Below are 21,348 nucleotides of genomic sequence, written 5' to 3'. Positions count from 1 at the left end.
GGAGCGCCGGAAGGGGTGCGTCCCGGAAACGCCCCAGTGGGGCGTTTCAGCACCGAACGCGCGTAGCGCCGGAAGGGGTGCGTCCCGGAAACGCCCCAGTGGGGCGTTTCAGCACCGAACGCGCGTAGCGCCGGAAGGGGTGCGTCCCGGAAACGCCCCGGCGGGGCGTTTCAGCACCGAACGCGCGTAGCGCCGGGAGGGGTGCGTCCCGGAAACGCTCCAGTGGGGCGTTTCAGCACCAACGCGCGTAGCGCAAAGTCTTTTGGTTGCTGTATTTGTGTTAGAATTTCGCACAATACATATTTATTATATTGATAATACTTTTTATGATCGATAATAATAGGCGCGCGAAAGCTCACTAAATATGTGTACCTGAGGATAAAATGAAATCAATCACTTCAATCGCCGCTGTTATTGTATTGACTGCCTGTGCAGCGCCTTTTCCAAAAGTCGAAACACCGGGGCTGACAACGCCCAAGATTAGCATGCTTTTCAATTTCCCCGAAGGATCCGTCTGCCGCGTTGAAACATCAGCAGGTACGCTTGAAATGGCAACGATACCGGGTGCAATCGATTTTCCGCAAGCGGACCGAACAGCGCCATCCTCCTGCGACCTGCCGGATGGGCGAACGGTCGCCATCACAGCACATAATTTCGTGCCCGAGAATAATCGCGTGGCAGGTATCACGGTTTATCCCGATGGACGTGCTTACATCACAAGCTCCACGGAAGATGGTGATTTGATCAACCTAGAGCCCGTTGACACCGTGAACTAAAGACCCGGCAACGTCTTATGTTCATATATGAGACGTTGCCAGTCGCACCGTGCGCCAGCGGATTGTCATTGCTCACCGTGTAAGAGCTAGCAACCGCGTTGGGTTGGGTAATTCCTTTCGCCTGAACAGGGTGAAATCTATCAATCCGCATCCCTTATATGTGGGCATGCGCGTGCTCATTCTCCTTCTGGCCATGGCCCTTCCTGCATCTGCGAACACCACCGTGTTCGGCGGTGTCATGGTCGAGAATGATTTTCAGGATGCCTTTACCCCGTGGGAGCTGAATCCCGATGAGCCGGGCTTCATCGGTATTGCGCGGTCTTATCCCGTTGCCAGCCGCTGGGGCCTCGATTTCGAGGTGGAGGGGCAGGTCGTGCGTCATTTCGGGCGGCAGGAGCATTGGGAGGTCAATGTCCCGCTGATCGGGCGCTATCAGTTTGACGGGGTCGTGGACAGTGTGGCGTGGGGCATCGGCGCAAGCTATGCGAGCGAGGAGCCGGATTTCGAGCGGGATCGCAACGGCAACGCGCAGCGCGCCCTGATCTATTGGGTGGCGGAACTGGCCTTTGCCGGGCCAGAGAATGGCCCGCAGCCCGTGCTGCGCCTGCATCACCGGTCCAACGGGTTCGGGCTGGTTGGCCCTGATGGCGGCTCGAACGCAATTGCCATTGGGGTGCGCCTGCCGCGATAACGCCGCTTGCCCTTCGATTCGCGGCCTGAAAGACTGACCGCAATCAAAGGAGCACCCTGTATGATCCGCGCCGCACTTCTCCCTATTCTGATGGTTAGCATGGCCTGTGGGCCTGCCTCCCTTTTGCCCGATGGCACGGTTTTGCCTGATGGCGATCTGAGCACCCTTGATGAAGCGCAACGCGGCGGCGTGTTCGCTGTGTTGGGGGGCATCACCGCGCCAGAGGATTTGCGCGTGGCCCAATGCGATCTCAGCTTTGACGATCAGCCGGAATTGATCGTGTTCGGCACCGGGCCAGACCAATGTGACGCCGCGACTGGCGACTGCCTCAACTGGGTTCTGGAGGCGACCGAAGACGGCTGGCTGCCGGTGATGGAAGGGGCGGGCAGTGTCCAGATTGCAATCTCCTCCAGCATGGGGCGGCCCGATCTTGTGACCACGCAAAACGATGGCGCGCTGATCGTGCAGAAATTCGATGGAGTCGCGTGGCGCGCCTCCCTTGAGGGGCTGATCTATGGTGAGGCCGAGGAAGATCTTGCCGGTTACGGCACCCCGGATGATTTCGGCTATCTGTCTGTTGCCTGGGGCGGGGAGGCATCGGATGTCGCCGCCTATCACGCCGCAAAGACGATCGTGGATCGCACGACTTTGGAGGTCGGTCTGGCGGATTTGAACGAGGATGGCGTGGCGGAGGTGATCCTGCGCTCCATCTCACAGGCCGGATGCGGGCGGGATGGCTGTGATCACTGGGTCTATGACGCGTCGGGCCCGTCACCCGCATTGCTAATGGAAGCACAGGGCACGGATATGGAGGTGCTTGCCACCTCCGCCAATGGATACCGCGATCTGGGATTATGGACCCGTGCGGGCCTGATGCTGCACCGGTTTGACGGGGCCGCGTACCGTTAGACCGGATCGAAAGTGCGCGTGTCCCCGTGGTATTCGTGCATTTCGCCTGATGCGATATTCACCCAGATGCCATGGACCGACAGCCGCTTTTCGTTGATCGCGTCCTGCACGAAGGGGAACGTCAGAAGGTTATCGACGGATACAAGAACGCCCTGATGCTCCAGCGCGGTAAGCTGCGCCGGGCGGCCCTCTTTCATGTCCTTCACAACCTCGAAACCGGGGGCGAGGATATCCATCCAGCGCCCGATAAAGCTTTTCTCTTCCATCAGTTCCGGGGCCGCGCCTGAACACATGTCAAAGCACGCCTCAACCCCGCCGCAGCCGGAATGCCCCATCACCACGATATGCGCCACGCCCAGCGCCTTGACCGCGTATTCGATTGCGGCGGACGTGCCGTGATGGTCATGATCCGGCGCATAGGGCGGGATCAGATTGGCCACGTTGCGCACCAGAAAGAAATCCCCCGGCTCCGCGCCGAACATCGCCATCGGGTCCACCCGGCTATCGCAACAGGACACCACCATGGCCCGCGGATGCTGCCCTCGCTCCGCCAGCGAGGCATACCACGCGCGGTTGTCGTTGAAGTCCGTCGCGCGCCAGCCATTCAGGCGCTTTGACAGATATCCGGGCAGAGGGCGAATGCGGTGCATGAAGTTTGGTTCCTTTCTGCGACCTTATTTCGGTAACCCAGCATTAACCTTCGCGCAAGTCTGCGCGATGTCTGAAAGGACTTGTTAAGACCTGCGCCCGATAACCGAGCGTGGGTGAAATGAGCGAAAGTTGGGACCATGGGTGGGGTAATCCGGCTTCCTGCACAGGATGCAGAGCTGGTTGATATGGATACGGTGCTTGGGCTGCAACGCAGCATGGCGCCGCTGGAATTCTCTGAAACACTGGATCGGGTGATCTTTGTGCTGACCCGCGACCTGTCGGTGACGGAACATGCCTGCCATTCCGGGGACTGGGGGCAGGTGAAACGATACGCGCTGGGCTTGGGTGAACTGAGTGCGGAGGTTGGCCTGATGCGGCTTGCGATGGTCGCGCGGGATCTCAGCCGCGTTGCGGACCGGGCCGATGCGGCGGCAACAGGGGCCGTTACGGCACGGCTTGTCCGGCTGGGGGAAGAATCCCTGTTTGCGCTTGTGTCCATTGCGGATCAGGGGCCTGACATCCACGCTTAACCGCGATAGCCTGCGCGCCAGATCGGACAGAACCCGACGAAGGAGGCAGGCTGATGACATCGGTTTTCGCGACAGGGTCCGTGGCGGACGCAATCCCATTGATCATACTGGACCCTGCCGGATTTGACCGCTGGCAGGAGGACGCCAGCGCCGAAGACCGCGGCATGGCGGATTTGCAGAAATTCACCGGCGCGCTCGGTGACAGGGCGCTTTTGCAGGATGGTGGGCGGTTGCGGGCCGTGCTGATCGGGTGGGGGGAGGCCAAGCGCCGCGCGCGGGGCCGCTTCCCCCTCGCCGCGCATCGGGCCCACTTACCGGAAGCCAGCTACCGCATCGCGGAGACACCAGAGGATTTCGATACGCTGCAAGAGGTCACCGGCTGGTGCCTTGCCGGGTATAGCTTCACCCGCTACGCCGGGCGCCCGGCAAACGCTGCCCTGCTCCATTGCCCCAAGGGCGTGGATGCCGCACGGATCACGGCGATGGTGGATGGCATTACGCTGACCCAGGATCTGATCAACACACCCGCCAATGACCTCGGCCCGGCCGGGTTGGAACAAGCCGTGGCCGACCTTGCCGAGCGGCACGGTGCCGCCCTGCGGGTGATCCGGGGCGATGACCTTCTGTCCCAGCACTTTCCGATGATCCACACGGTCGGGCGCGCTGCTGCCGAAGCGCCGCGCCTGCTGGACCTGACTTGGGGCGATGCGACCGCCCCCAAGGTGACGCTGGTGGGCAAAGGCGTCTGCTTTGACACAGGCGGGCTGAACCTCAAACCGGGTGCGTCGATGGGCCTGATGAAGAAGGATATGGGCGGTGCGGCCAATGCGCTGGGCCTTGCACATATGATCATGGCGCTGGGTCTGCCGGTGCGGCTGCGGCTGCTGATCCCGGCGGTGGAGAACGCCATCGGCGCAGGCGCGTTCCGCCCCGGCGACATCTTGCAAAGCCGCAAGGGCCTGACGGTGGAGATCAACAACACCGATGCCGAAGGGCGGCTGGTGTTGGCCGATGCGCTGGCGCTCGCCGATGAAGAAACGCCCGATCTGATGCTGTGCATGGCCACGCTGACGGGGGCGGCGCGCGTGGCGCTAGGCCCTGATGTGCCGCCCTTCTTCACCGATCAGGAGGGGCTGGCGCAGGATTTGGCACAGGCGGCCACGGCGCAGGCCGATCCCCTGTGGCGGCTGCCCTTCTGGGACCCGTATGAGCCGATGATCGAGCCGGGGATCGCGGACCTCGACAATGCGCCCGCGGGCGGCATGGCAGGGGCGATCACCGCCGCGCTGTTCCTGCGCCGCTTTGTCGAAAACGCCCGGAGCTTTGCCCATTTCGACCTCTATGGCTGGACGCCGGTGGCCAAACCCGGACGGGCTAAGGGTGGTGCCGCGCAGGGCATCCGCGCCATGCTCGCCGTGATCGAGGAGGGGCGCTGGCATGAAACATGATCCCCGTCTGACGCCCGCGCGCCCGGATATCGCGGCCGCACACCTTTCCGGCACGGTCAACTCCGACCGCTTCGTTGAGGGGCGGGCGATGCGCGTGGCGCTGCCACTGCTGCCGCTCACCATGAAGCCGGACCCGGAGGCGCCGCTCGACACGCAGCTCCTGTTTGGGGAGGTGTTCACGGTCTATGACGTGGATGACAATACTGGCCTTGCTTGGGGCCAGTCGGGGCGCGACGGCTATGTCGGCTGGGTGCCCCATGCGGGGCTGGAGCCACCGGCGACGCCGACCCATCACGTCACCCAACCCCTCGCGCTCCTCTACGCCGAGCCGGAGATGAAGGGCCGCCCGGTCGATGCGCTGCCCTATCTGGCGCAGGTCGAGGTGATCGGCCAATCGGGCCGCTGGCTGGAACTGGCAGAGGGTGGATGGCTGCCCGGTCGCCACCTGAGCGATGCGCCCGACAGGGGCGATTGGGTCACCTTGGCGGAGCGGTTCACCGACGCGCCTTACCTCTGGGGCGGACGGTCCGTCTTGGGCCTTGATTGTTCGGCGCTGGTGCAACTCGCGCGGATGGGCGCGGGCCATGACTGCCCGCGCGACAGCGACATGCAACAGGCGCTCGGCGCGGCGCTGCCGCTTGATGGCCCGTTTCAGCGGGGTGATCTGATGTTCTGGAAAGGGCATGTCGGGATCATGCTGGATGCGGAAATCATGCTGCACGCCAATGCGTTTCACATGGCCGTCCGGCAGGAGCGCCTGACCCTTGCCCGCGACCGGATCGCGGCGCAGGGGGATGGCCCGATGACGGCGGCCCGCCGCCTGTCCTAGCTTTTCGCTTTCACAAAAATATCCCCGCCGGAGGCATCAAATCTGGCGGCGTGCCCGCTCTCAGAACTGGTAGCGGTGAAGCTCCGCGCCATGGGTGCGCAGCCAATGCTGCGGGCTTTCATGACCGGGATAAAGCTGTTTGACCACGCGCCAGAACGCGGGCGAATGGTCCATATGCTCCAGATGGGCCACCTCATGCGCGGCGACGTAATCCAGCACTTCGGGCGGGGCCATCACCAGTCGCCATGACAGCATGATGTTGCCCTCAGACGTGCACGATCCCCAGCGTGAGCCGGTATCGCGCAAAGTGAGCCGCCCGAACCGCCGCCCGAGCACGCCGGAATGGTGGTCCAGCGCCTCAATCGCGCGGGTCCGTGCCAGCGTTTTGAGAAATCCGAGCGTTTGCCCACCAACCCGGGCCGCGGGGCCGGGCAGGATCAGCAGGTCACCATCCACGCGGATCGGGCCGGGGCCGATATGGACCGTGCGCATTTCCCCCTCGATGGGAAGGGTCGCGCCAAGGGTCACTGGCTGTGTGTCGGGCACCCGGGCCACGGCCCTGCGCAACCATGGCTCCCGATCCGTCAGGAAAGCGCGCGCAAGCGACAGGCGCGCGCTCTGCGGCAAAGTCAGCACCGGATCGCCACCAGTGGCTGGCACGCGCAGGGTCAGCCGCTTGGCACGGGTGGAGCGGCGCAGCACCACCGATATGGGGGGGCTGCCAATCTCGATCGTGGCAGGGTCGGTCAGCCGCGCACCATCATACGTTTGGCCCGGATAAAGTCGCGCACGCGCGGCTGGATCTCCTGCCGCCAGCGGGAGCCGTTGAACACCCCGTAATGGCCAACCTTGGCCTGAATATAGTGCTGCTTTTTCTCATCCGGGAGGTTCACGGCGAGGTCAAGCGCGGCTTCGGTCTGCCCCAGCCCGGTGATGTCGTCCTTCTCCCCTTCAATGGTGAGAAGCGCGATATCGGTGATCGCGCCCGGGTCCACCTTACGGTCGCGATAGACGTACTCACCGACCGCGAGCAGGCGTTTTTGGAACACACGCTCGATGGTTTGCAGATAGAAATCCGCCGTCAGGTCCATCACCGCCATATACTCGTCATAGAAGGACCGGTGCGCGGCGGCGCTGTCCCCGTCGCCCTTGATCAGATCGCGGAACTGGCGCAGATGCGCGTCCACATGCCGGTCCATGTTCATCGACATGAAGCCCGACAATTGCAAAAAGCCCGGATAGACCCGGCGCAAGAAGCCCTTGTTCGGGAAGGGCACGGTCACGACCACGTTGTTTTCAAACCATGACAGGGGCCGCCCGGTGGCCAGCTCATTCGGCTGCTTGGGATTGCGCGCGGTATCAATCGGGGAGCCCATCAGCGTAACGGAGGAGGGCCGCGCCGGATCCTTGTCCTCTGCCATGAGGGAGGCTGCGACCATCATCGGCACGCCCGGCTGGCAGACGGCCATAACGGCAGGACGCTCGCCATCCTTGGCGAGGTATTGGCACATCTCGATAAGGTAATCGACATAATCATCAAGGTCGAATTTCCCGTCCGACAGCGGCACGTCGCGGGCATCAATCCAATCGGTGATGTAGACGTCATGTTCCGGCAGCATTTTTTCGACGGTGCCGCGCAGCAGGGTCGCGTAATGGCCGGACATGGGCGCGATAATCAAAACCTTGGGGTCGTTGCGCGCCGCAGCATGGGGGGCGTCCCGCTTGAAACGAATCATATCGCAGAACGGTTTGGACCAGACTTTCTGCTCCACCACCGGCACGACCTCTCCGGCGACTTCGGTCTCTTCGATGCCGAATTCGGGCTTGGCGTAGCGGCGCGTTGCGTTGATGAACATCTCAAACGCTGCCGCTGTCGCCTTTGCCCCATAGGTTTGTGCGAAGGGGTTGAATGGGCTTTGCACCATTTCCTGACCCATCCGGGCAGCCTGTCGCATTGGGCCAACAGCCGCATGAGAAGCTTCATAAGCGTGATAGAGCATGGGTCATCCTTACCTAACGTGTCGCGCCTAGGGCAGCCGCAATCGGCATACTACAGTGTGCAGGTGCGAAATTAACCGCCATTCATACCGCTGCGCAACAAAATTACAGAAATATGACAAAAGTCTTTGTTTTGGATGAACACGCGGCGGTATCCGAACACGCCCGACAAGGTGCCAGCCATGGGTGCGGCAAAAGCCCGTCGAATCGGGCCAAAGCCTTTGACAACCACGCAAGGCTGTGGCACGTCGCACCATCTTGAGATGACCAATGCATTGAGGTTGACCATGCCCGAGCAGGAATGGGGTGTTAAGCGCACTTGTCTAAGCTGCGCGTCCCGCTTTTACGATCTGAATAATGATCCGTGCATCTGCCCCAATTGCGGCGCGGAAGCGGAGCTTGCGGCCTTCTCATTGTCCAAGAGCAAAGCGACCCAAGACGCCAAGGCAAAAGCCGCGGCCAAGGTGGAAGCCGCCAATCAGGTGGATGACGACGACGTGCTTGACGATGATGATGTCGATCTGGCGGATGATGACGTGCTCGTCGATGACGACGATGATGATGTCAGCCTTGATGACATCGCAGATGTCGCCAAAGACGACGACGACTGACTTTTGACTTGATCCTGTCGAGCGGGGAAAGTATCACCCCGCTCGCACCGCACGATGATCTGTGCACCGGGGCCTTAGCTCAGCTGGGAGAGCGCTTGCATGGCATGCAAGAGGTCAGGGGTTCGATCCCCCTAGGCTCCACCAATTTCCCTAAATCATAACCGATTGCCTGTTTGATTGAAGAACAGGCGAAGGCTTTTGAAGGCATGTTGCGTTGGTCGCGAAAACGGAGGGCGTGCAGGCGACGGGGTGGTGAACGGCAGCTTTTAAGCACAAAACCCCGGTTAGATCGCTTCTGACCGCAAGGTCGATGCGCGCTTTTTGAGCGTAAAGCCAAGGTCGATGTTGCGGATATCCGGCTGGGGGCCGCCTGCCGCGCGATCAAGGATGTATTGCGCCGCGCGCTCCCCGATCTCCACCCTTGGTGTATAGACCGACGTTATCGCGGGGTTCATCTGCGATGTGGTGCCCAGATCGTTGAAGCCGCAAATGCCGAAATCCTTTGGCACTGACAGATTGCGCCGCTGGCATTCCAGCCCGATCCCGACGGCAACATCATCATTGTTGCAAAACACGCCATCGCAATCGGGCACCTTGTCCAGCAATCCGGCCAGCAGGTGGCGCCCGATCTCCACGCTCGATTTTTGGGGTGTCGTGATAAACAATGCCGGGTCATAGATTTGGTGCTGGCGCATCACGCTCTCAAATCCGGCCATCCGCTGTTGGGTCCGCGGGTCCATCCGCGTCCCGACAAAGGCGATGCGTCGATATCCCTGATCGACCATGTGCTGCGCTGATGCGGCGGCAGCCTCGAAATTGGAAAACCCGACAATCACATCCACCGGATCATCTGTGGAATCCATAATCTGCACGACGGGGCAATCGACCGTTTCAAGCATGTTCCGCGACGTCTCCGTCTGGTCCACCCCCGCGATGATCAGGCCAACCGGGCTGAGCGACACGAATTTGCGGATCATCGCCTCTTCGGTCAACGGGTCGTAGCCGGTATTCCCGATCTGGATCGAATAGCCGGTTTTCTCAATCACGCTATTCGCCCCCGACAGGACATCCGCGAAAACGTAGTTCGAAAAGGACGGGACCAGAACCCCAATGATGGAGGAGCGGTTGGACGCCAGCGACGAGGCCGCCGGATTGGGCACATAGCCGAGCTTGTCGATGGCCTTGGCGATTCGTTCGCGCAGGGACTCGGACACCTTTTCAGGCTCGCGCAGGGCGCGGGATACGGTGATTGCGCTAACGCCAGCTTCAATCCCGACATCTATGAGCGTTGGTCTTTTCATAGGGTAATCATCAGATTTTGAAGGGTTTAAGGCAAGAAATAACTCCCCGAATTATCGTGATTGACACATGATTGCGCAATCATTTAGCGTATCTCACGGGAGGACAAAGCGTGCCGAAGCAAAACCAAAACGTGGCAATCGTCGTCATGGGCGTCTGCGGTGTTGGCAAAACATCCGTCGCGCGTGTCCTCGCGGGTACGCTGGAGGCGCGGTATATTGAGGCGGATGACTTTCACTCCCCCGAAAATCGGGAGGCGATGGCGCATGGTATTCCGCTCTCAGATGAAATGCGGTTTCCGTGGCTGAACCGGCTGGCGGAAGCGGCAGAGGCCGCGCGGGCGCATGGCCATGTGGTCATGGCCTGTTCGGCGCTCAAGCGCAGCTATCGTGATGTCCTGCGGGCCAAGATGGGGCAAGTGCAATTCCTGCACCTGACGGGGGAGCGGGGGATCATCGCGGATCGTCTCGGGAACCGCCGCGATCATTTCATCTCTCCTTCGCTGCTCGACAGCCAGCTCCAGACCCTTGAGGCGCCCACGGCGGACGAACACGCCATCGTCGTGGACGTGTCAGGGTCGCGGGAGGAAGTGGACCGGATCGTCGCCCAAAGGATCAACGACCTGCTTTTCCAGATTACCTGACCAACCAAACCAACACATAAACTTGGAGGAAAGACCAAATGCTCACCAACCTTAAGGCACTCACCCTCGCGGCGGCCGCGACGATCGGCATGACAGCCGCCGTTACGGCGCAGGATTATTCCTTGCGCTTTCAATCCTCGGACCCGGCGGGCAACCCGAATTTCGAGCTGAAAGTCGAATGGGCCGACAGCGTGAACACGCTGACCAATGGCCGCGTCTCGATTGAGATGCTGCCGGTCAATTCCATCGTTCAGCACACCGAAACACAAGATGCCGTCGCCGCCGGGATTATTGACGGCCACATCACCGACACGTCCTATTTCACGGGTAAGGACGCGGCATTCGGCCTGATCGCAAACCCGGTCGGCGCATGGTCCTCGCCCTATGAAATGTTCGCCTTCCTTGAATATGGCGGCGGCAACGAGTTGATGCGCGATTTGCTGGCACCTTATGGCCTGCATTTCATCGGCGCGACGACGCCCGGCCTTGAAGCCTTCATTTCCAAGGTGCCGCTGACGGGTGTTGATGACCTCGCGGGGCTCAAGATGCGCGCGCCTGAAGGGCTGGTCCAGCAGGTGTTTGCAGCAGCCGGTGCCGCACCCGTGAACCTGCCAGGGTCGGAAGTGTTCACCTCCCTCGACAAGGGCGTGATTGATGCGGCAGATTACACCGTGTTCTCCACCAACCACGCGCAGGGTATGCATGATGTGGCGACGCATCCGGTCTATCCCGGTTTCCATTCCATGCCGCTCGTCGAAGTGTCCATGAACAAGGCGACATGGGATTCCATGCCCGCTGACATTCAGGCGATCCTTGAAATGTCGGTCCGCGATTTCGCGCATAACATGGTCGGAAAGCTGGCAGCGCGCGACACGCTTGCCGTGGCCGAGGCGAATGCAGACCCGAACATCACCGTGCATAACTGGTCCGCGGCTGAGCGGGCCAAGTTCCGCACCATCGCGCAGGGCGAGTGGAGCAAGGTGGCGAGCCAGTCCGCCAACGCGCAGAAGGTGTTTGACGTGCTGACCGGATATCTGGTCGAGCAGGGCATGATCTCCCAATAACAAAAGCAATCGCCCCGTGGCATCACTGTCGCGGGGCCATTTCAAACACGGGGAGCGATCATGACCGAGGATATCGTAGAACGCCTGCATGAAGATCCGGGTGCGGACGTCCATGCGGGTGCACTAGGCCGGATCATCAACGCCGCCGGCATCCTGTTTGCCATCGGGCTGCTGGCGTCCGCCGCTATCCTCGTGATCGAGATTTTCCTGCGCTATGTCCTGAATGCCCCGACCATCTGGGCGCATGAGACAGTCATTTTCCTCACGGCGAGCGCGTTTGTGTATGGCGGGCTCTATGTTGTGGCGCGCAACGCGCATATCCGCGTCGTTCTGATCTATGACTTTCTGCCAAAGCGGCTGCGGCGCTATTTCGACATTGGCATTTCCGCGACCTGCTGCCTGTCCTCCGCGATGTTTGCGTGGGCGGCATGGAAAGGGGTGCAGCGGTCCATCTGGACACCGGCGGGGGATTTTCGGCTGGAAACCTCCGGCTCTGCCTGGAACCCGCCGACGCCCGGTCTGATCAAGGTGTTCCTTCTGTTTATCCTGATCGTGATGACAGTGCAGTTTCTTGTGCTCACGATCTCCTACATCAAGAAAAGAGCCTGAGATGGAGTGGCTGTCACTCATCCCCGATCTGAAATCCATGGGCATCGAATGGGCGACCTTCACGATGTTCCTGTCGCTGCTGGCACTGTTGTTGACCGGTATGCCGCTCGCCTTTGTCACGCTGCTGGTGGCGCTGATTTTCGCGCTTGGCTGGTTTGGCCCGATGGCAGTGCCGCTGATCACCAGCCGGATTTTCAGCTTCGTAAATTCCTTTGTCTTTGTGTCGGTCCCGATGTTCGTGATGATGGCCGCGATCCTGGATCGGTCGGGCATCGCGCGTGACCTGTTTGACGCAATGCGTCTGGTGGGCGGGCGTTTGCGCGGGGGCGTTGCGATCCAGACCCTTTTGGTCGCGGTGGTGCTCGCCGCCATGTCGGGCATTATTGGGGGGGAGGTCGTTCTGCTGGGCCTTCTGGCGCTGCCGCAGATGCTGCGGCTCGGATATGACCGCAGGCTGGCGATTGGGGTCTGTTGTGCGGGTGGCGCGCTTGGCACCATGATCCCGCCGTCCATCGTTCTGATCGTTTACGGGCTGACCGCGAATGTGTCGATTGGCGATCTGTTTACGGCCTCTTTCGTGCCCGGTTTGATGCTGGCGGGATTGTATGTCGTCTATATACTCGTGCGCGCCTATCTTAACCCCGAGGTCGCCCCGATCCCTGAACAGGGTGAAATCCCCCGCTCGGAGAAGCTGCGCCTTCTCAAGGGGCTGTTTCTGCCGTTTCTGGTGGTGTTTTTCGTGCTTGGCTCGATTTATGGCGGCATTGCCAGTGTGACGGAGGCGTCCGCTGTCGGCGTGCTGGGCGTTGCGCTGTCCACCGTCATTCGCGGCGAGTTCTCCTTTGGCCTCCTGTTGGGCGCGGCCCGTCAGACGCTGGCGACGGTGGGCATGATCGTCTGGATCGGGATCGGAGCGACCGCGCTTGTCGGGGTGTTCAACCTGATGGGCGGGATCAACTTTGTCTCGCAACTCATCACCGGTATCTCTGAAGAGCCGATCATCATCATCCTGTTCATGATGCTGATCTTGTTCGTCTTGGGCATGTTCCTGGATTGGGTGGGGATCGCGTTGCTGACGATGCCGATTTTTGTCCCGATTGTGGTGTCGCTTGGCTATGATCCGGTCTGGTTCGGGGTGGTGTTCGCGATGAACATGCAGGTCAGCTTCCTGTCACCGCCCTTCGGGCCAGCGGCGTTCTACCTCAAGAGTGTGGCCCCGGCAGGTATTTCGCTGGGGGAGATTTTCCGCGCTCTCCTGCCGTTCATTGGCCTCCAGATAGTGGCACTTGGCCTTTTGCTGGCGTTTCCCGGCATCACGTTGATCGAAGGGTTGTGATCGGGGCTGCCATTGCAGCCCCGCATCCGCCGCACACCGGACAATCACAAACCTACACAAGGGACCATTTGCGACCCGATATGTCGGGCGTTGGCCAGATGTGATCCGCAGCGACGCTTTTCCTGAAGCGATCATGCCCCGTTGCAGCATTCAGGACCAAACATGAAGACCCACGCGCAGGCCGTTGTCATCGGAGGGGGCGTGATCGGATGCTCCATCCTCTATCACCTCACGAAACTGGGATGGGCGGATGTTGTCCTCATTGAGCGGGACGAACTGACCTCTGGCTCCACTTGGCACGCGGCGGCCAATATTCACGGGCTGCATGACAGCACAAATATCAGCCGCCTCCAGCATTACACGATGCAACTCTACAACGATCTGGAAGCGGAAACGGGGCAAAGCTGCGGCGTGTTCCAACCCGGATCGCTCTATCTGGCGCAGACGGAGGAGCGGGAGCACCAGCTCCGCCTGCAAGAGGCCAAGGCCCGCCGATACGGCATGAACTTCCATGAAGTCAGCCGCGATGAGGCAGAGCGGCTGCATCCGCTTGTCAATTATGACGGCGTGCGCTGCATCATGTTCGAGCCGGATGGTGGCAATGTCGATCCCTCCGGTGTGACCAACGCCTATGCCATCGGCGCACGCCAGCGCGGCGCGGAGATTTACCGCTTCACCCCCGTGACGGGGACCGAGGCACAGCCAGACGGCACATGGGTCGTGCGCACGGACAAGGGCGATATCCGCACGCCTTGGGTCATCAATGCGGCGGGTCTCTGGGGGCGCGAGGTGGCGGCCCTTGCTGGGCTGACGCTGCCCCTCCAACCCACGGAGCACCAGTATTTCGTGACCGAGACCATCGCAGAGATCGCCACGATGGATCGCCGCCTTCCTTCCGTCGCGGATCGGGATGGGGAGTATTACCTGCGGCAGGAGGGTCAGGGCCTTCTCGTGGGGGCGTATGAAAAGGACGTGCGGTTCTGGGCGGAGGAGGGCACGCCGCTTGGTTTTGGTCATGAGTTGTTCGCTGATGACCTTGACCGGATCGAGGATAACATTATGCGCGCGATCGAACGGGTGCCCGCCGTCGGGGAGGCCGGGATCAAGCGGGTCATCAATGGCCCGATGATCTGGTCCCCTGATAGCAACGTTCTGTTCGGCCCGGTGCCGGAGATGACCGGCTATTTCTGCTGCAACGGGATCATTCCGGGGTTCAGCCAATCAGGCGGGATGGGCAAACTCGCCGCCGAATGGATCGTGGAGGGCGAGCCGACGCTCGATCTGTTTGGCTGGGACATGGCGCGGTTCGGCGCGTGGGCGGGGAAAGCCTTCACCAAGGCGCGGGTCGCGGATCAATACGCCAATCGGTTCAAGATACACTTCCCCAATGAGGAGCGCGATGCGGGCCGCCCCGTCCGCACCCGCCCCGCACACCCGATGCAGCAGGATATGGGCGCGGTGTTTGGCCTCAATTACGGTTGGGAGCATCCCCTGTGGTTCGCCGGCGAAGGTGAGCCGCGCCGCGAATCCCATGGCTTCACCCGGCAGAATTGGTGGGCTCAGGTGGGGCGAGAGGCCCGGATGCTGCGGGACCATGCGGGCATCATCGACATCTCCAATTTCGCGAAATACCGCGTGATGGGCCCGGGGGCAGAGGATTGGCTGAACGCCCTGTTCGCCAACCGGATGCCGCGCGCCGTGGGGCGGTCCTGCCTTACGCCATTGATCGGCAAACGCGGCGGCGTGGCGGGGGATTTCACCGTAACACGGCTGGGGGAGGAGGAATTCCTCATCATCGGCTCCGGCATGGCGGAGCGGTTCCACCAGCGGTTTTTCCGTGCAATCCCGCTGCCCCGTGGCACCACATTCGAAAGCCTGACGGAGGCACTGTGCGGCTTCAACGTTGCAGGCCCGAAATCGCGGGAGATGTTGCAGCGGCTGACCAACACGTCGCTCGAAACCGAAGAGTTCCGCTTCATGCGGTCCCAGCGCATCACGCTTGCGGGGGTGGAGGTGATCGCGCTGCGGGTCTCTTTCACTGGTGATCTGGGCTGGGAGTTGCATTGCGCGGCCGCCGATCAGGTCACGCTCTACACCGCCCTGCTGGAGGCCGGCTCATCCGTGGGTGCGGGGCCGGTGGGCAGCCGCGCGCTCATGTCCTTGCGACTGGAGAAGGGATACGGCTCATGGGGGCGCGAATACTCCCCCGAATACTGGCCACAGGAAAGCGGGCTGGCGGGCCTGATCAAGATGGATAAGGATTTCCTCAACAAGTCCGCCTATGCCGCCATTGCGACGCGTGCCGCGCGGGAGGAATTGGTGATCTTCGAGGTGGATGCGGGCGACACCGCGGCCAGTCAGGCCGATGCGACCGGTGGGGAGCCGATTTTCCTCACCGATGGGACGCCGGTTGGGCAGGTCAGTTCGGGGGCCTATGGCTATGGCGTCGATAAATCGCTCGCGCTGGGCTATGTGAAGGCCGGGCAGGTGCAGCCCGGCGACAGGGTTCATATCGCGATCCTCGGGCGGCCCCACCGGGCCATCCGGCTGGCCGCACCCCCGTTTGACCCCGATGGCGCAAGACTGCGCGCCTAGTCTAATCCAGACGGAGCGTGAAGGCCTCCCGCCCGAAATCCTGCCCGTTGATCCGCAGGCTCACGGCATGCTCGCCCGCGTAATAGGTGCGCGTCGTGATCGGGCGGATGGGGTGGCGCCGCTCAAGCCTGCGCTCGGCGCCGGGAGCGAGGGTCAGGGTCGTCCATTTGAACACTTTGGGTGACAGGCCCCCATGCGCTTTGCGGTGGTGGATGACGTAATCCAGCGCGATCTGCTGTTCCTGCGCGCTGGTGGAGCGCAGGTGAATGCCGAATTCAAGTGCTGCGCCCAAATCCACAATGGGGGTCGCGATGCGCAGATGCGGCGGCGCGATCTGTGGCGGCGCAAAACCGAATGTCGCAAGCGCGCCCGGATGCCCCTGTTTGATCAGCGTTCGGCAGGCGTGCCGCACGAGCCGCGCCCGGTCCGGCGATGCCCCGTCCATCCAGTCATGGGCAAGCCGGGCGATCCGGTTGGGGTGGTCCTTTGCGATGTCGTTCAGATGGTTCGCCACCGACCGCCGGACATAGTCCGACGGATCGTCCCGCAGCCGGGTGAGCAAGGGAAGGGTCAGCTCTGGCCGTTCGATCAGGGCATGCAGCCGCATCCCCCATGGCAGGCGCGGGCGTGTGCCTTCGCTGATCAGGCGGCGGACATGGAGGTTCGGATCGTCTATCCAACTGGCCATGATGCGTAACGCGTGCTCCGGGTCTTGCGCGATGAAGGGGCGCACGTCGAATTCCGCTGTTCCGCGTTTGGTCATGTCCCGCAAGGTGGCCAAGGCCTGCTCCATCGTGCCAAGCCCATAGCGCCCGATCACGGTGGTAAGCGGCCAGATGCCCCAGCCGCAGAGGCCCGCCTCATCGCTTTCCTTCGTTGCGTGGTCCTGCTCATCGGGATGCAGCATGGCAAGCAGGACGGCCTGCCGCGCGGTCGGATCGGTAGGCAAGGCGCGGTGCAGCGCCTCCGCCACCAGATCGACCCGCTGTTTCAACTCCAACGCATCAAGCTGTGAGATCAGCGGCGCGGCAAAGCGGTCCGCGTCAACGGTGCTGACATGCCGCGCCAAAATCCGGGCCGTAAGAGCCACCAGCTTTGGCGAGATGAAGGTCTTGAACGGCTCCGGCATGGGTCACTCCTTTCGGGTGAAAGAGCACAGAACCGGGCAGTGCTCCACCCCGGTTTCTGCTGTCTCAGGGTCCATCTGCATGAGCGAGAAATATTGCCCAGCTACCGGCGATGCCATCGCGCGCTGAAACACGGCGTCGGCTTGGACGCGGCTCTCCCATAGGATCACGTCGACAAACCGCCCGTCCTCCCGGCGGATCATGTCGCGGCGGATGAACCCATCCTGATGATCAAGGAAATCGCGCTGGAATGCGGCAGCGGCAGTGACGAGCTCCTGTTCGGTGACGCCGGGCGCGAGGGTGATGGTGGCCAGTTCAAGGATAGGGTCGGTCATGCGGTGTCCTTTGGTTCGAATTGCAATGACCGGGTTTTGTCGCAATAAAGTGTCAGAAAATGACATATATCTTGCGATGCTGACGACATGAAAACACTTGATCGGATCGACAGGTTGGAACGGCTGGAAAGCTGGCTCAAATCGGATGAGCCGCTGGTGTTGCACGACGCTGCGCGGGAGTTGGGCGTGTCGCTCCGCACGGTGCATCGTGATCTGGAGGTGCTGCGGCTCCGTGGTATCCCGGTGGAGGCGGATCGGGGGCGGGGCGGCGGCGTGCGCCTGCCGTCCTCATGGGGGATAGGGCGCGTTCGGCTGACCCGTGCCGAAACGCTCGATCTGTTGATCGGGCTGGCAATTGGGGAAAGCGCGCACGCGACGATGCAGATGGGCCATGCCGATGCGATCCGGCGCAAATTGCTGGCCTCGTTCTCTCATGCGGATCAGCGTCAGATCGGCGCGCTCCGCCGTCGCATCCGGGTCGGGCCGACCGCATCAGGCGCGATGGTCGGCACATTGGGCAGCACACCACAGCAGGTCAGCGATCCGCTGAAGGAGGCGTTCATTCTGGGGCGTGTCCTCACGATCCGCTATAAGGATGGACAGGCTGCGATGACCAGCCGACAGGTTGAGCCGCATTTCCTGCTGCACAATCCACCGATCTGGTACGCTGTCTGTTGGGATCATCTGCGCCAGCAAAACCGGACTTTCCGCTGCGACCGGATGCAGGGCGCCACCGTCACGGAACAGAGCTTCACCCCGCGTCCATGGTCCGCATTCGAAACGGATATGGTCGGCAATCCGACCCGTGAAATCTGACGATAAGGGGAGAGTGACACGACCGCGCATCTGCGCCGGACGATTGGTGCCCAGGAGAGGACTCGAACCTCCACATCCATACGAATACCAGCACCTGAAGCTGGCGCGTCTACCAATTCCGCCACCTGGGCAGGTGTCGTGAAGGGGCGTTTATCCTTGCGCGCGGGGGGTGTCAACGGGGTGTGAGCGGCAAGCGGCCCCTTCGATCAAAAAATCTGCGGCAGGGGTGTCAACGCTCCGCGAAGGGGCGCAACACGCTGGCGGCGCGCCGGATTTCGCGGGTGATCGGCGCGATGGCTTTTCCGACCATGCGGCTGGTTTGCCAATGTAGCGGCACGTCCAGCGGAGCCTCTGGCATCAGCGGCACAAGCCGCCCCGTGGCCAAGTGATCGGCAATCAGGATTTCCGGGTTCATGGCCCAGCCCATTCCTGCAAGCGTCGCCTCAACAAAGGGATGTGTGGCGGGGATCCAATGGCTTGGCGGGCGCAGGGGGCGGCCAAACGTGGCGCGCAGCCAGTCTGTTTGCAACGTGTCCTTGGGATCGAAGGTCATCATCGGCGCGTGTTTCAGCGCCTCCACTGTCACACCATCGGGAAACCAGCGCGCCATGAAAGCGGGCGAGGCGGTCGCGACATAGCGCATCACGGCAAGCGGATGGGAATCGCATCCTTGCACCGGTGCCGCGTGGGAGGTGATCGCGGCGCTGACCTTCCCTTCCCGCAGCCATGCAGCACTGTGGTCCTGATCGTCGATCACCAGATCGAACAGGATGCCGTCACAGGCGGCCATGCCGGGGATCAGCCATGTGGCAAGGCTATCGGCATTGACCGCAACACGCAGCGTGCTGAGCGCGGGGGCCGCGCCACCCAGATCGCGGTGCAGCATCTGCTCCAAGAGATCAACCTCTTCGGCATGGCGCAGGATGCGCTGCCCGGTTGGCGTCGGCAGACAGGGCTGACCACGCATGATGAGGACCGACCCAATCCGCTCCTCCAATGCCTTGACCCGCTGGGAAATGGCCGAGGGCGTGACCGATAACCGCTCCGCCGCGCGTTCAAAGCTGCCGGTTCGGATGACTTCGGTCAGGGCGGACATCTGCGCAGGATCAAGCATTAGAAAAATTGCATCACATGAAAAATCATTAATTCGCCTTATCATGCGCCAGCCGTTATCCCTCCTGCAAGTCACATTCTGGAGGGCCATCATGATCACCAATGCCGCTTTGCCCGGTTTCCTGCTCGCCATCAGTCTGATTGCGGCGATCGGGGCGCAAAACGCGTTTGTGCTGCGGCAGGGGATCCGGCGCGAGCATGTGTTCGCGATCTGCCTGACCTGTGCGCTGTCGGACGCGATCCTGATCACGCTGGGCGTGACCGGGTTCGGCGTGATCATGGAGCGCGCGCCATGGGTGCAGCCCCTGTTTCTCTATGGTGGTGTGGCGTTCCTGCTGGCCTATGGCGCGCGCAGTTTTCTGGCCGCGTGGCGCGGTGGTGCGGCGTTGGAGCCAGAGGGGCAGGGCGGCGCACTTGTGCCCGTGCTGCTGACCACGCTGGCGCTGACATGGCTCAATCCGCATGTCTATCTGGATACGGTGATCCTGCTTGGCTCCATCTCGACGCAATATGAGGGGCAAAAGCTCGCCTTTGCGCTGGGCGCGATCAGCGGGTCGTTCGTGTTTTTCTTCAGCCTTGGATATGGCGCGCGGATGCTGCGCCCCCTGTTCGCCAAGCCCGGCGCGTGGCGCGTTCTTGACGTGTTCGTCGGCTGCGTGATGTGGGCCATCGCGGCAAAGCTGGTGGTGAGCGCATGAAAAATGGCCCCGCTGAACACAGCAGGGCCAAGGTAGGTTAACCGCAGGCTAACCGGGCAGTCAGTTGGAACCCCTCTCGCAGGACCCCACCCGCATCTCTAGTGTTTCATCTCCGCACGGATCTGTTGACGCAGCAGGTCAATGGGTACGTTTTTGCCATCGCGCTTGAAGTACCAATAGGTCCAGCCATTGCAGCTTGGCGCGCCTTCCAGATGGGCCCCGACCTGATGGATGGAGCCTTTTGTGTCATGCGCCACAAGTGTGCCGTCGGCCCGTACCTTCGCGGAATGGCGCCCGTTCAGCGAATAGAGCTTGTCGCCCGCGTTCAGCATGCCCCGCTCAACCAGAGTGCCGAAGGGCACGCGCGGCTCCGCCCGTTTGGAGGTGCTGACCTCCAGCGCGTCCTTGTCCAGCCGCCGGATGCTGTCGATCCGTTTTGTGGCGACCTTGCGATAGGCCTCTTCCCGCTCGATGCCGATGAAATCACGGCCCAGCCGCTTGGCCACAGCGCCGGTCGTTCCGGTGCCGAAGAACGGGTCAAGCACCACGTCGCCCGGATTGGTCGTCGCCACAAGCACACGGTGCAGCAGGCTTTCGGGCTTCTGCGTCGGGTGCGCCTTGTCGCCGTTCTCATCCTTGAGACGCTCATGGCCCGTGCAGATCGGCAGCAACCAGTCGGAGCGCATCTGCACGCCGTCATTCATCGCCTTGAGCGCTTCATAGTTGAACGTGTATTTGCCCGCCTCGGATTTCGCGGCCCAGATCATCGTTTCATGCGCGTTGGTCAGGCGCTTGCCCCGGAAATTCGGCATCGGGTTCGATTTGCGCCAGACCACATCATTGAGCACCCAAAAGCCCGTGTCCTGCAACGACGCCCCGACGCGGAAAATGTTGTGATAGCTGCCAATGACCCAGATCGCGCCGTTCGGTTTCAGGATGCGATGCGCGGCCTTGAGCCAGTCGCGGGTGAACCGATCATAGGCGGCAAAGCTTGAAAACTGGTCCCACGCATCATCGACCGCATCCACCTTGGAATTGTCGGGCCGGTGCAGATCGCCCTTCAATTGCAGGTTATAGGGCGGATCGGCAAAGATCAGGTCCACCGATCCTTCCGGCAACTTGTTCATTTCCGCGATGCAATCGCCCGCAAGGATTTTGTTCAGCGGCAGGGGCGCCGCTGTTTGTTTGATGGTGGCCATGGGTTTGTCCCGATGTTGTGTGTCTGCCTATGACACTAAATGAGTCATCGGTGATTCGTTTGTCAATTATT

Annotated in this window: 22 protein-coding genes and 2 tRNA genes; 15 read left to right on the top strand and 9 right to left on the bottom strand. The window is 61.6% G+C overall.

All coding sequences use genetic code 11. The features are described from left to right. Nucleotides 1-383: 383 nt before the first annotated feature. The 3 genes from FHS89_RS01215 to FHS89_RS01205 all read left to right on the top strand — a co-directional run bounded on the left by FHS89_RS01215 (nucleotide 384) and on the right by FHS89_RS01205 (nucleotide 2,376). A complete protein-coding gene (locus FHS89_RS01215; RefSeq protein WP_184007640.1) occupies nucleotides 384-776 on the top strand; it encodes a hypothetical protein in 393 nt (130 codons plus the stop codon). A gap of 166 nt (nucleotides 777-942) precedes the next feature. Continuing rightward, the gene (locus FHS89_RS01210) at nucleotides 943-1,467 is read left to right on the top strand and encodes a hypothetical protein (protein WP_184007638.1); all 525 of its coding nucleotides are present in this window, start codon (nucleotides 943-945) and stop codon (nucleotides 1,465-1,467) included. Between the two features lie 60 nt (nucleotides 1,468-1,527). After that, nucleotides 1,528-2,376 (top strand): hypothetical protein, encoded by an 849-nt coding sequence (locus tag FHS89_RS01205; protein WP_184007636.1) that lies wholly within the window; start codon nucleotides 1,528-1,530, stop codon nucleotides 2,374-2,376. Here the strand turns inward: FHS89_RS01205 and FHS89_RS01200 are convergent. Then, nucleotides 2,373-3,026, bottom strand: a complete 654-nt coding sequence (locus FHS89_RS01200) for a carbonic anhydrase (RefSeq protein ID WP_184007634.1) — start codon at nucleotides 3,024-3,026, stop codon at nucleotides 2,373-2,375. The two genes, FHS89_RS01205 and FHS89_RS01200, sit on opposite strands and share 4 nt — an antisense overlap. Nucleotides 3,027-3,164: 138 nt before the next feature. On the opposite strand from FHS89_RS01200, the gene FHS89_RS01195 reads away from it, so the two are divergent. From FHS89_RS01195 to FHS89_RS01185, 3 genes are read left to right on the top strand one after another with little or no spacing between them, the layout of a single operon-like run. Continuing rightward, entirely contained in the window at nucleotides 3,165-3,557 is a 393-nt protein-coding gene (locus FHS89_RS01195; RefSeq protein WP_184007632.1) for a hypothetical protein, read from the top strand. A 53-nt stretch (nucleotides 3,558-3,610) separates the two neighbouring features. Continuing rightward, a complete protein-coding gene (locus FHS89_RS01190) occupies nucleotides 3,611-5,005 on the top strand; it encodes a leucyl aminopeptidase family protein (protein WP_184007630.1) in 1,395 nt (464 codons plus the stop codon). After that, nucleotides 4,995-5,834, top strand: a complete 840-nt coding sequence (locus FHS89_RS01185) for a C40 family peptidase (RefSeq protein ID WP_184007628.1) — start codon at nucleotides 4,995-4,997, stop codon at nucleotides 5,832-5,834. Before FHS89_RS01190 ends, FHS89_RS01185 begins: the two co-directional genes overlap by 11 nt. Before the next feature lie 60 nt (nucleotides 5,835-5,894). Here FHS89_RS01185 and FHS89_RS01180 read toward each other — a convergent pair whose 3' ends face one another. Together FHS89_RS01180 and FHS89_RS01175 are read right to left on the bottom strand one after the other, a co-directional pair. Further along, nucleotides 5,895-6,536, bottom strand: a complete 642-nt coding sequence (locus FHS89_RS01180; RefSeq protein ID WP_343051301.1) for a M48 family metallopeptidase — start codon at nucleotides 6,534-6,536, stop codon at nucleotides 5,895-5,897. A 44-nt stretch (nucleotides 6,537-6,580) separates the two neighbouring features. Next, nucleotides 6,581-7,834 carry a polyhydroxyalkanoate depolymerase gene (locus tag FHS89_RS01175; protein WP_184007626.1) on the bottom strand — a complete coding sequence of 418 codons (1,254 nt, stop codon included), beginning with the start codon at nucleotides 7,832-7,834 and terminating at the stop codon, nucleotides 6,581-6,583. 285 nt (nucleotides 7,835-8,119) lie between these two features. On the opposite strand from FHS89_RS01175, the gene FHS89_RS01170 reads away from it, so the two are divergent. Next, complete coding sequence (locus FHS89_RS01170) at nucleotides 8,120-8,443, top strand: FYDLN acid domain-containing protein (protein ID WP_184008421.1); 324 nt, start codon at nucleotides 8,120-8,122, stop codon at nucleotides 8,441-8,443. Between the two features lie 68 nt (nucleotides 8,444-8,511). Continuing rightward, nucleotides 8,512-8,587 (top strand) — tRNA-Ala (locus tag FHS89_RS01165). 140 nt (nucleotides 8,588-8,727) lie between these two features. Here FHS89_RS01165 and gntR read toward each other — a convergent pair. Beyond that, nucleotides 8,728-9,744 (bottom strand): HTH-type transcriptional regulator GntR, encoded by a 1,017-nt coding sequence (gntR, locus tag FHS89_RS01160; protein ID WP_184007624.1) that lies wholly within the window; start codon nucleotides 9,742-9,744, stop codon nucleotides 8,728-8,730. 110 nt (nucleotides 9,745-9,854) lie between these two features. Between gntR and FHS89_RS01155 the strand changes: the two genes are divergently transcribed. The 5 genes from FHS89_RS01155 (at nucleotide 9,855) to FHS89_RS01135 (ending at nucleotide 15,989) form a co-directional block, all read left to right on the top strand. After that, the gene (locus tag FHS89_RS01155; protein ID WP_221229197.1) at nucleotides 9,855-10,385 is read left to right on the top strand and encodes a gluconokinase, GntK/IdnK-type; all 531 of its coding nucleotides are present in this window, start codon (nucleotides 9,855-9,857) and stop codon (nucleotides 10,383-10,385) included. Between the two features lie 38 nt (nucleotides 10,386-10,423). Continuing rightward, nucleotides 10,424-11,449, top strand: coding sequence for a TRAP transporter substrate-binding protein (locus FHS89_RS01150; protein WP_184007622.1), 1,026 nt, complete (start codon nucleotides 10,424-10,426; stop codon nucleotides 11,447-11,449). Nucleotides 11,450-11,509: 60 nt separating this feature from the next. Then, nucleotides 11,510-12,058, top strand: coding sequence for a TRAP transporter small permease subunit (locus tag FHS89_RS01145; RefSeq protein WP_184007620.1), 549 nt, complete (start codon nucleotides 11,510-11,512; stop codon nucleotides 12,056-12,058). A gap of 1 nt (nucleotide 12,059) precedes the next feature. Continuing rightward, on the top strand, nucleotides 12,060-13,394 hold the full coding sequence (locus FHS89_RS01140) for a TRAP transporter large permease (RefSeq protein WP_184007619.1): 1,335 nt from the start codon (nucleotides 12,060-12,062) through the stop codon (nucleotides 13,392-13,394). A gap of 162 nt (nucleotides 13,395-13,556) precedes the next feature. Continuing rightward, nucleotides 13,557-15,989, top strand: coding sequence for a GcvT family protein (locus FHS89_RS01135; RefSeq protein ID WP_184007617.1), 2,433 nt, complete (start codon nucleotides 13,557-13,559; stop codon nucleotides 15,987-15,989). Nucleotide 15,990: 1 nt separating this feature from the next. Here the strand turns inward: FHS89_RS01135 and FHS89_RS01130 are convergent, their stop codons facing one another. Next, a complete protein-coding gene (locus FHS89_RS01130; protein ID WP_184007615.1) occupies nucleotides 15,991-17,118 on the bottom strand; it encodes a DNA alkylation repair protein in 1,128 nt (375 codons plus the stop codon). A gap of 3 nt (nucleotides 17,119-17,121) precedes the next feature. Continuing rightward, nucleotides 17,122-17,451 (bottom strand): hypothetical protein, encoded by a 330-nt coding sequence (locus tag FHS89_RS01125; RefSeq protein WP_184007613.1) that lies wholly within the window; start codon nucleotides 17,449-17,451, stop codon nucleotides 17,122-17,124. Between the two features lie 87 nt (nucleotides 17,452-17,538). On the opposite strand from FHS89_RS01125, the gene FHS89_RS01120 reads away from it, so the two are divergent. Continuing rightward, nucleotides 17,539-18,267: a helix-turn-helix transcriptional regulator gene (locus tag FHS89_RS01120; protein ID WP_184007611.1), complete on the top strand. Its 729-nt coding sequence runs from the start codon at nucleotides 17,539-17,541 to the stop codon at nucleotides 18,265-18,267. Nucleotides 18,268-18,311: 44 nt separating this feature from the next. Here FHS89_RS01120 and FHS89_RS01115 read toward each other — a convergent pair. Next, nucleotides 18,312-18,398 (bottom strand) — tRNA-Leu (locus FHS89_RS01115). Nucleotides 18,399-18,496: 98 nt separating this feature from the next. Continuing rightward, complete coding sequence (locus FHS89_RS01110) at nucleotides 18,497-19,381, bottom strand: LysR family transcriptional regulator ArgP (RefSeq protein ID WP_184007608.1); 885 nt, start codon at nucleotides 19,379-19,381, stop codon at nucleotides 18,497-18,499. 43 nt (nucleotides 19,382-19,424) lie between these two features. On the opposite strand from FHS89_RS01110, the gene FHS89_RS01105 reads away from it, so the two are divergent. Continuing rightward, nucleotides 19,425-20,078, top strand: a complete 654-nt coding sequence (locus tag FHS89_RS01105) for a LysE/ArgO family amino acid transporter (RefSeq protein ID WP_246413501.1) — start codon at nucleotides 19,425-19,427, stop codon at nucleotides 20,076-20,078. Between the two features lie 98 nt (nucleotides 20,079-20,176). Here the strand turns inward: FHS89_RS01105 and FHS89_RS01100 are convergent, their stop codons facing one another. After that, nucleotides 20,177-21,277 (bottom strand): site-specific DNA-methyltransferase, encoded by a 1,101-nt coding sequence (locus tag FHS89_RS01100; protein ID WP_184007607.1) that lies wholly within the window; start codon nucleotides 21,275-21,277, stop codon nucleotides 20,177-20,179. Nucleotides 21,278-21,348 lie beyond the last annotated feature (71 nt).

It is taken from the genome of Rubricella aquisinus (assembly GCF_014199445.1).
GTDB classification, from domain to species: Bacteria; Pseudomonadota; Alphaproteobacteria; order Rhodobacterales; family Rhodobacteraceae; genus Rubricella; species Rubricella aquisinus.
The sequence above is the reverse complement of the archived record's forward strand: the minus strand, read 5'-3'. Positions and strand labels throughout refer to the sequence as shown.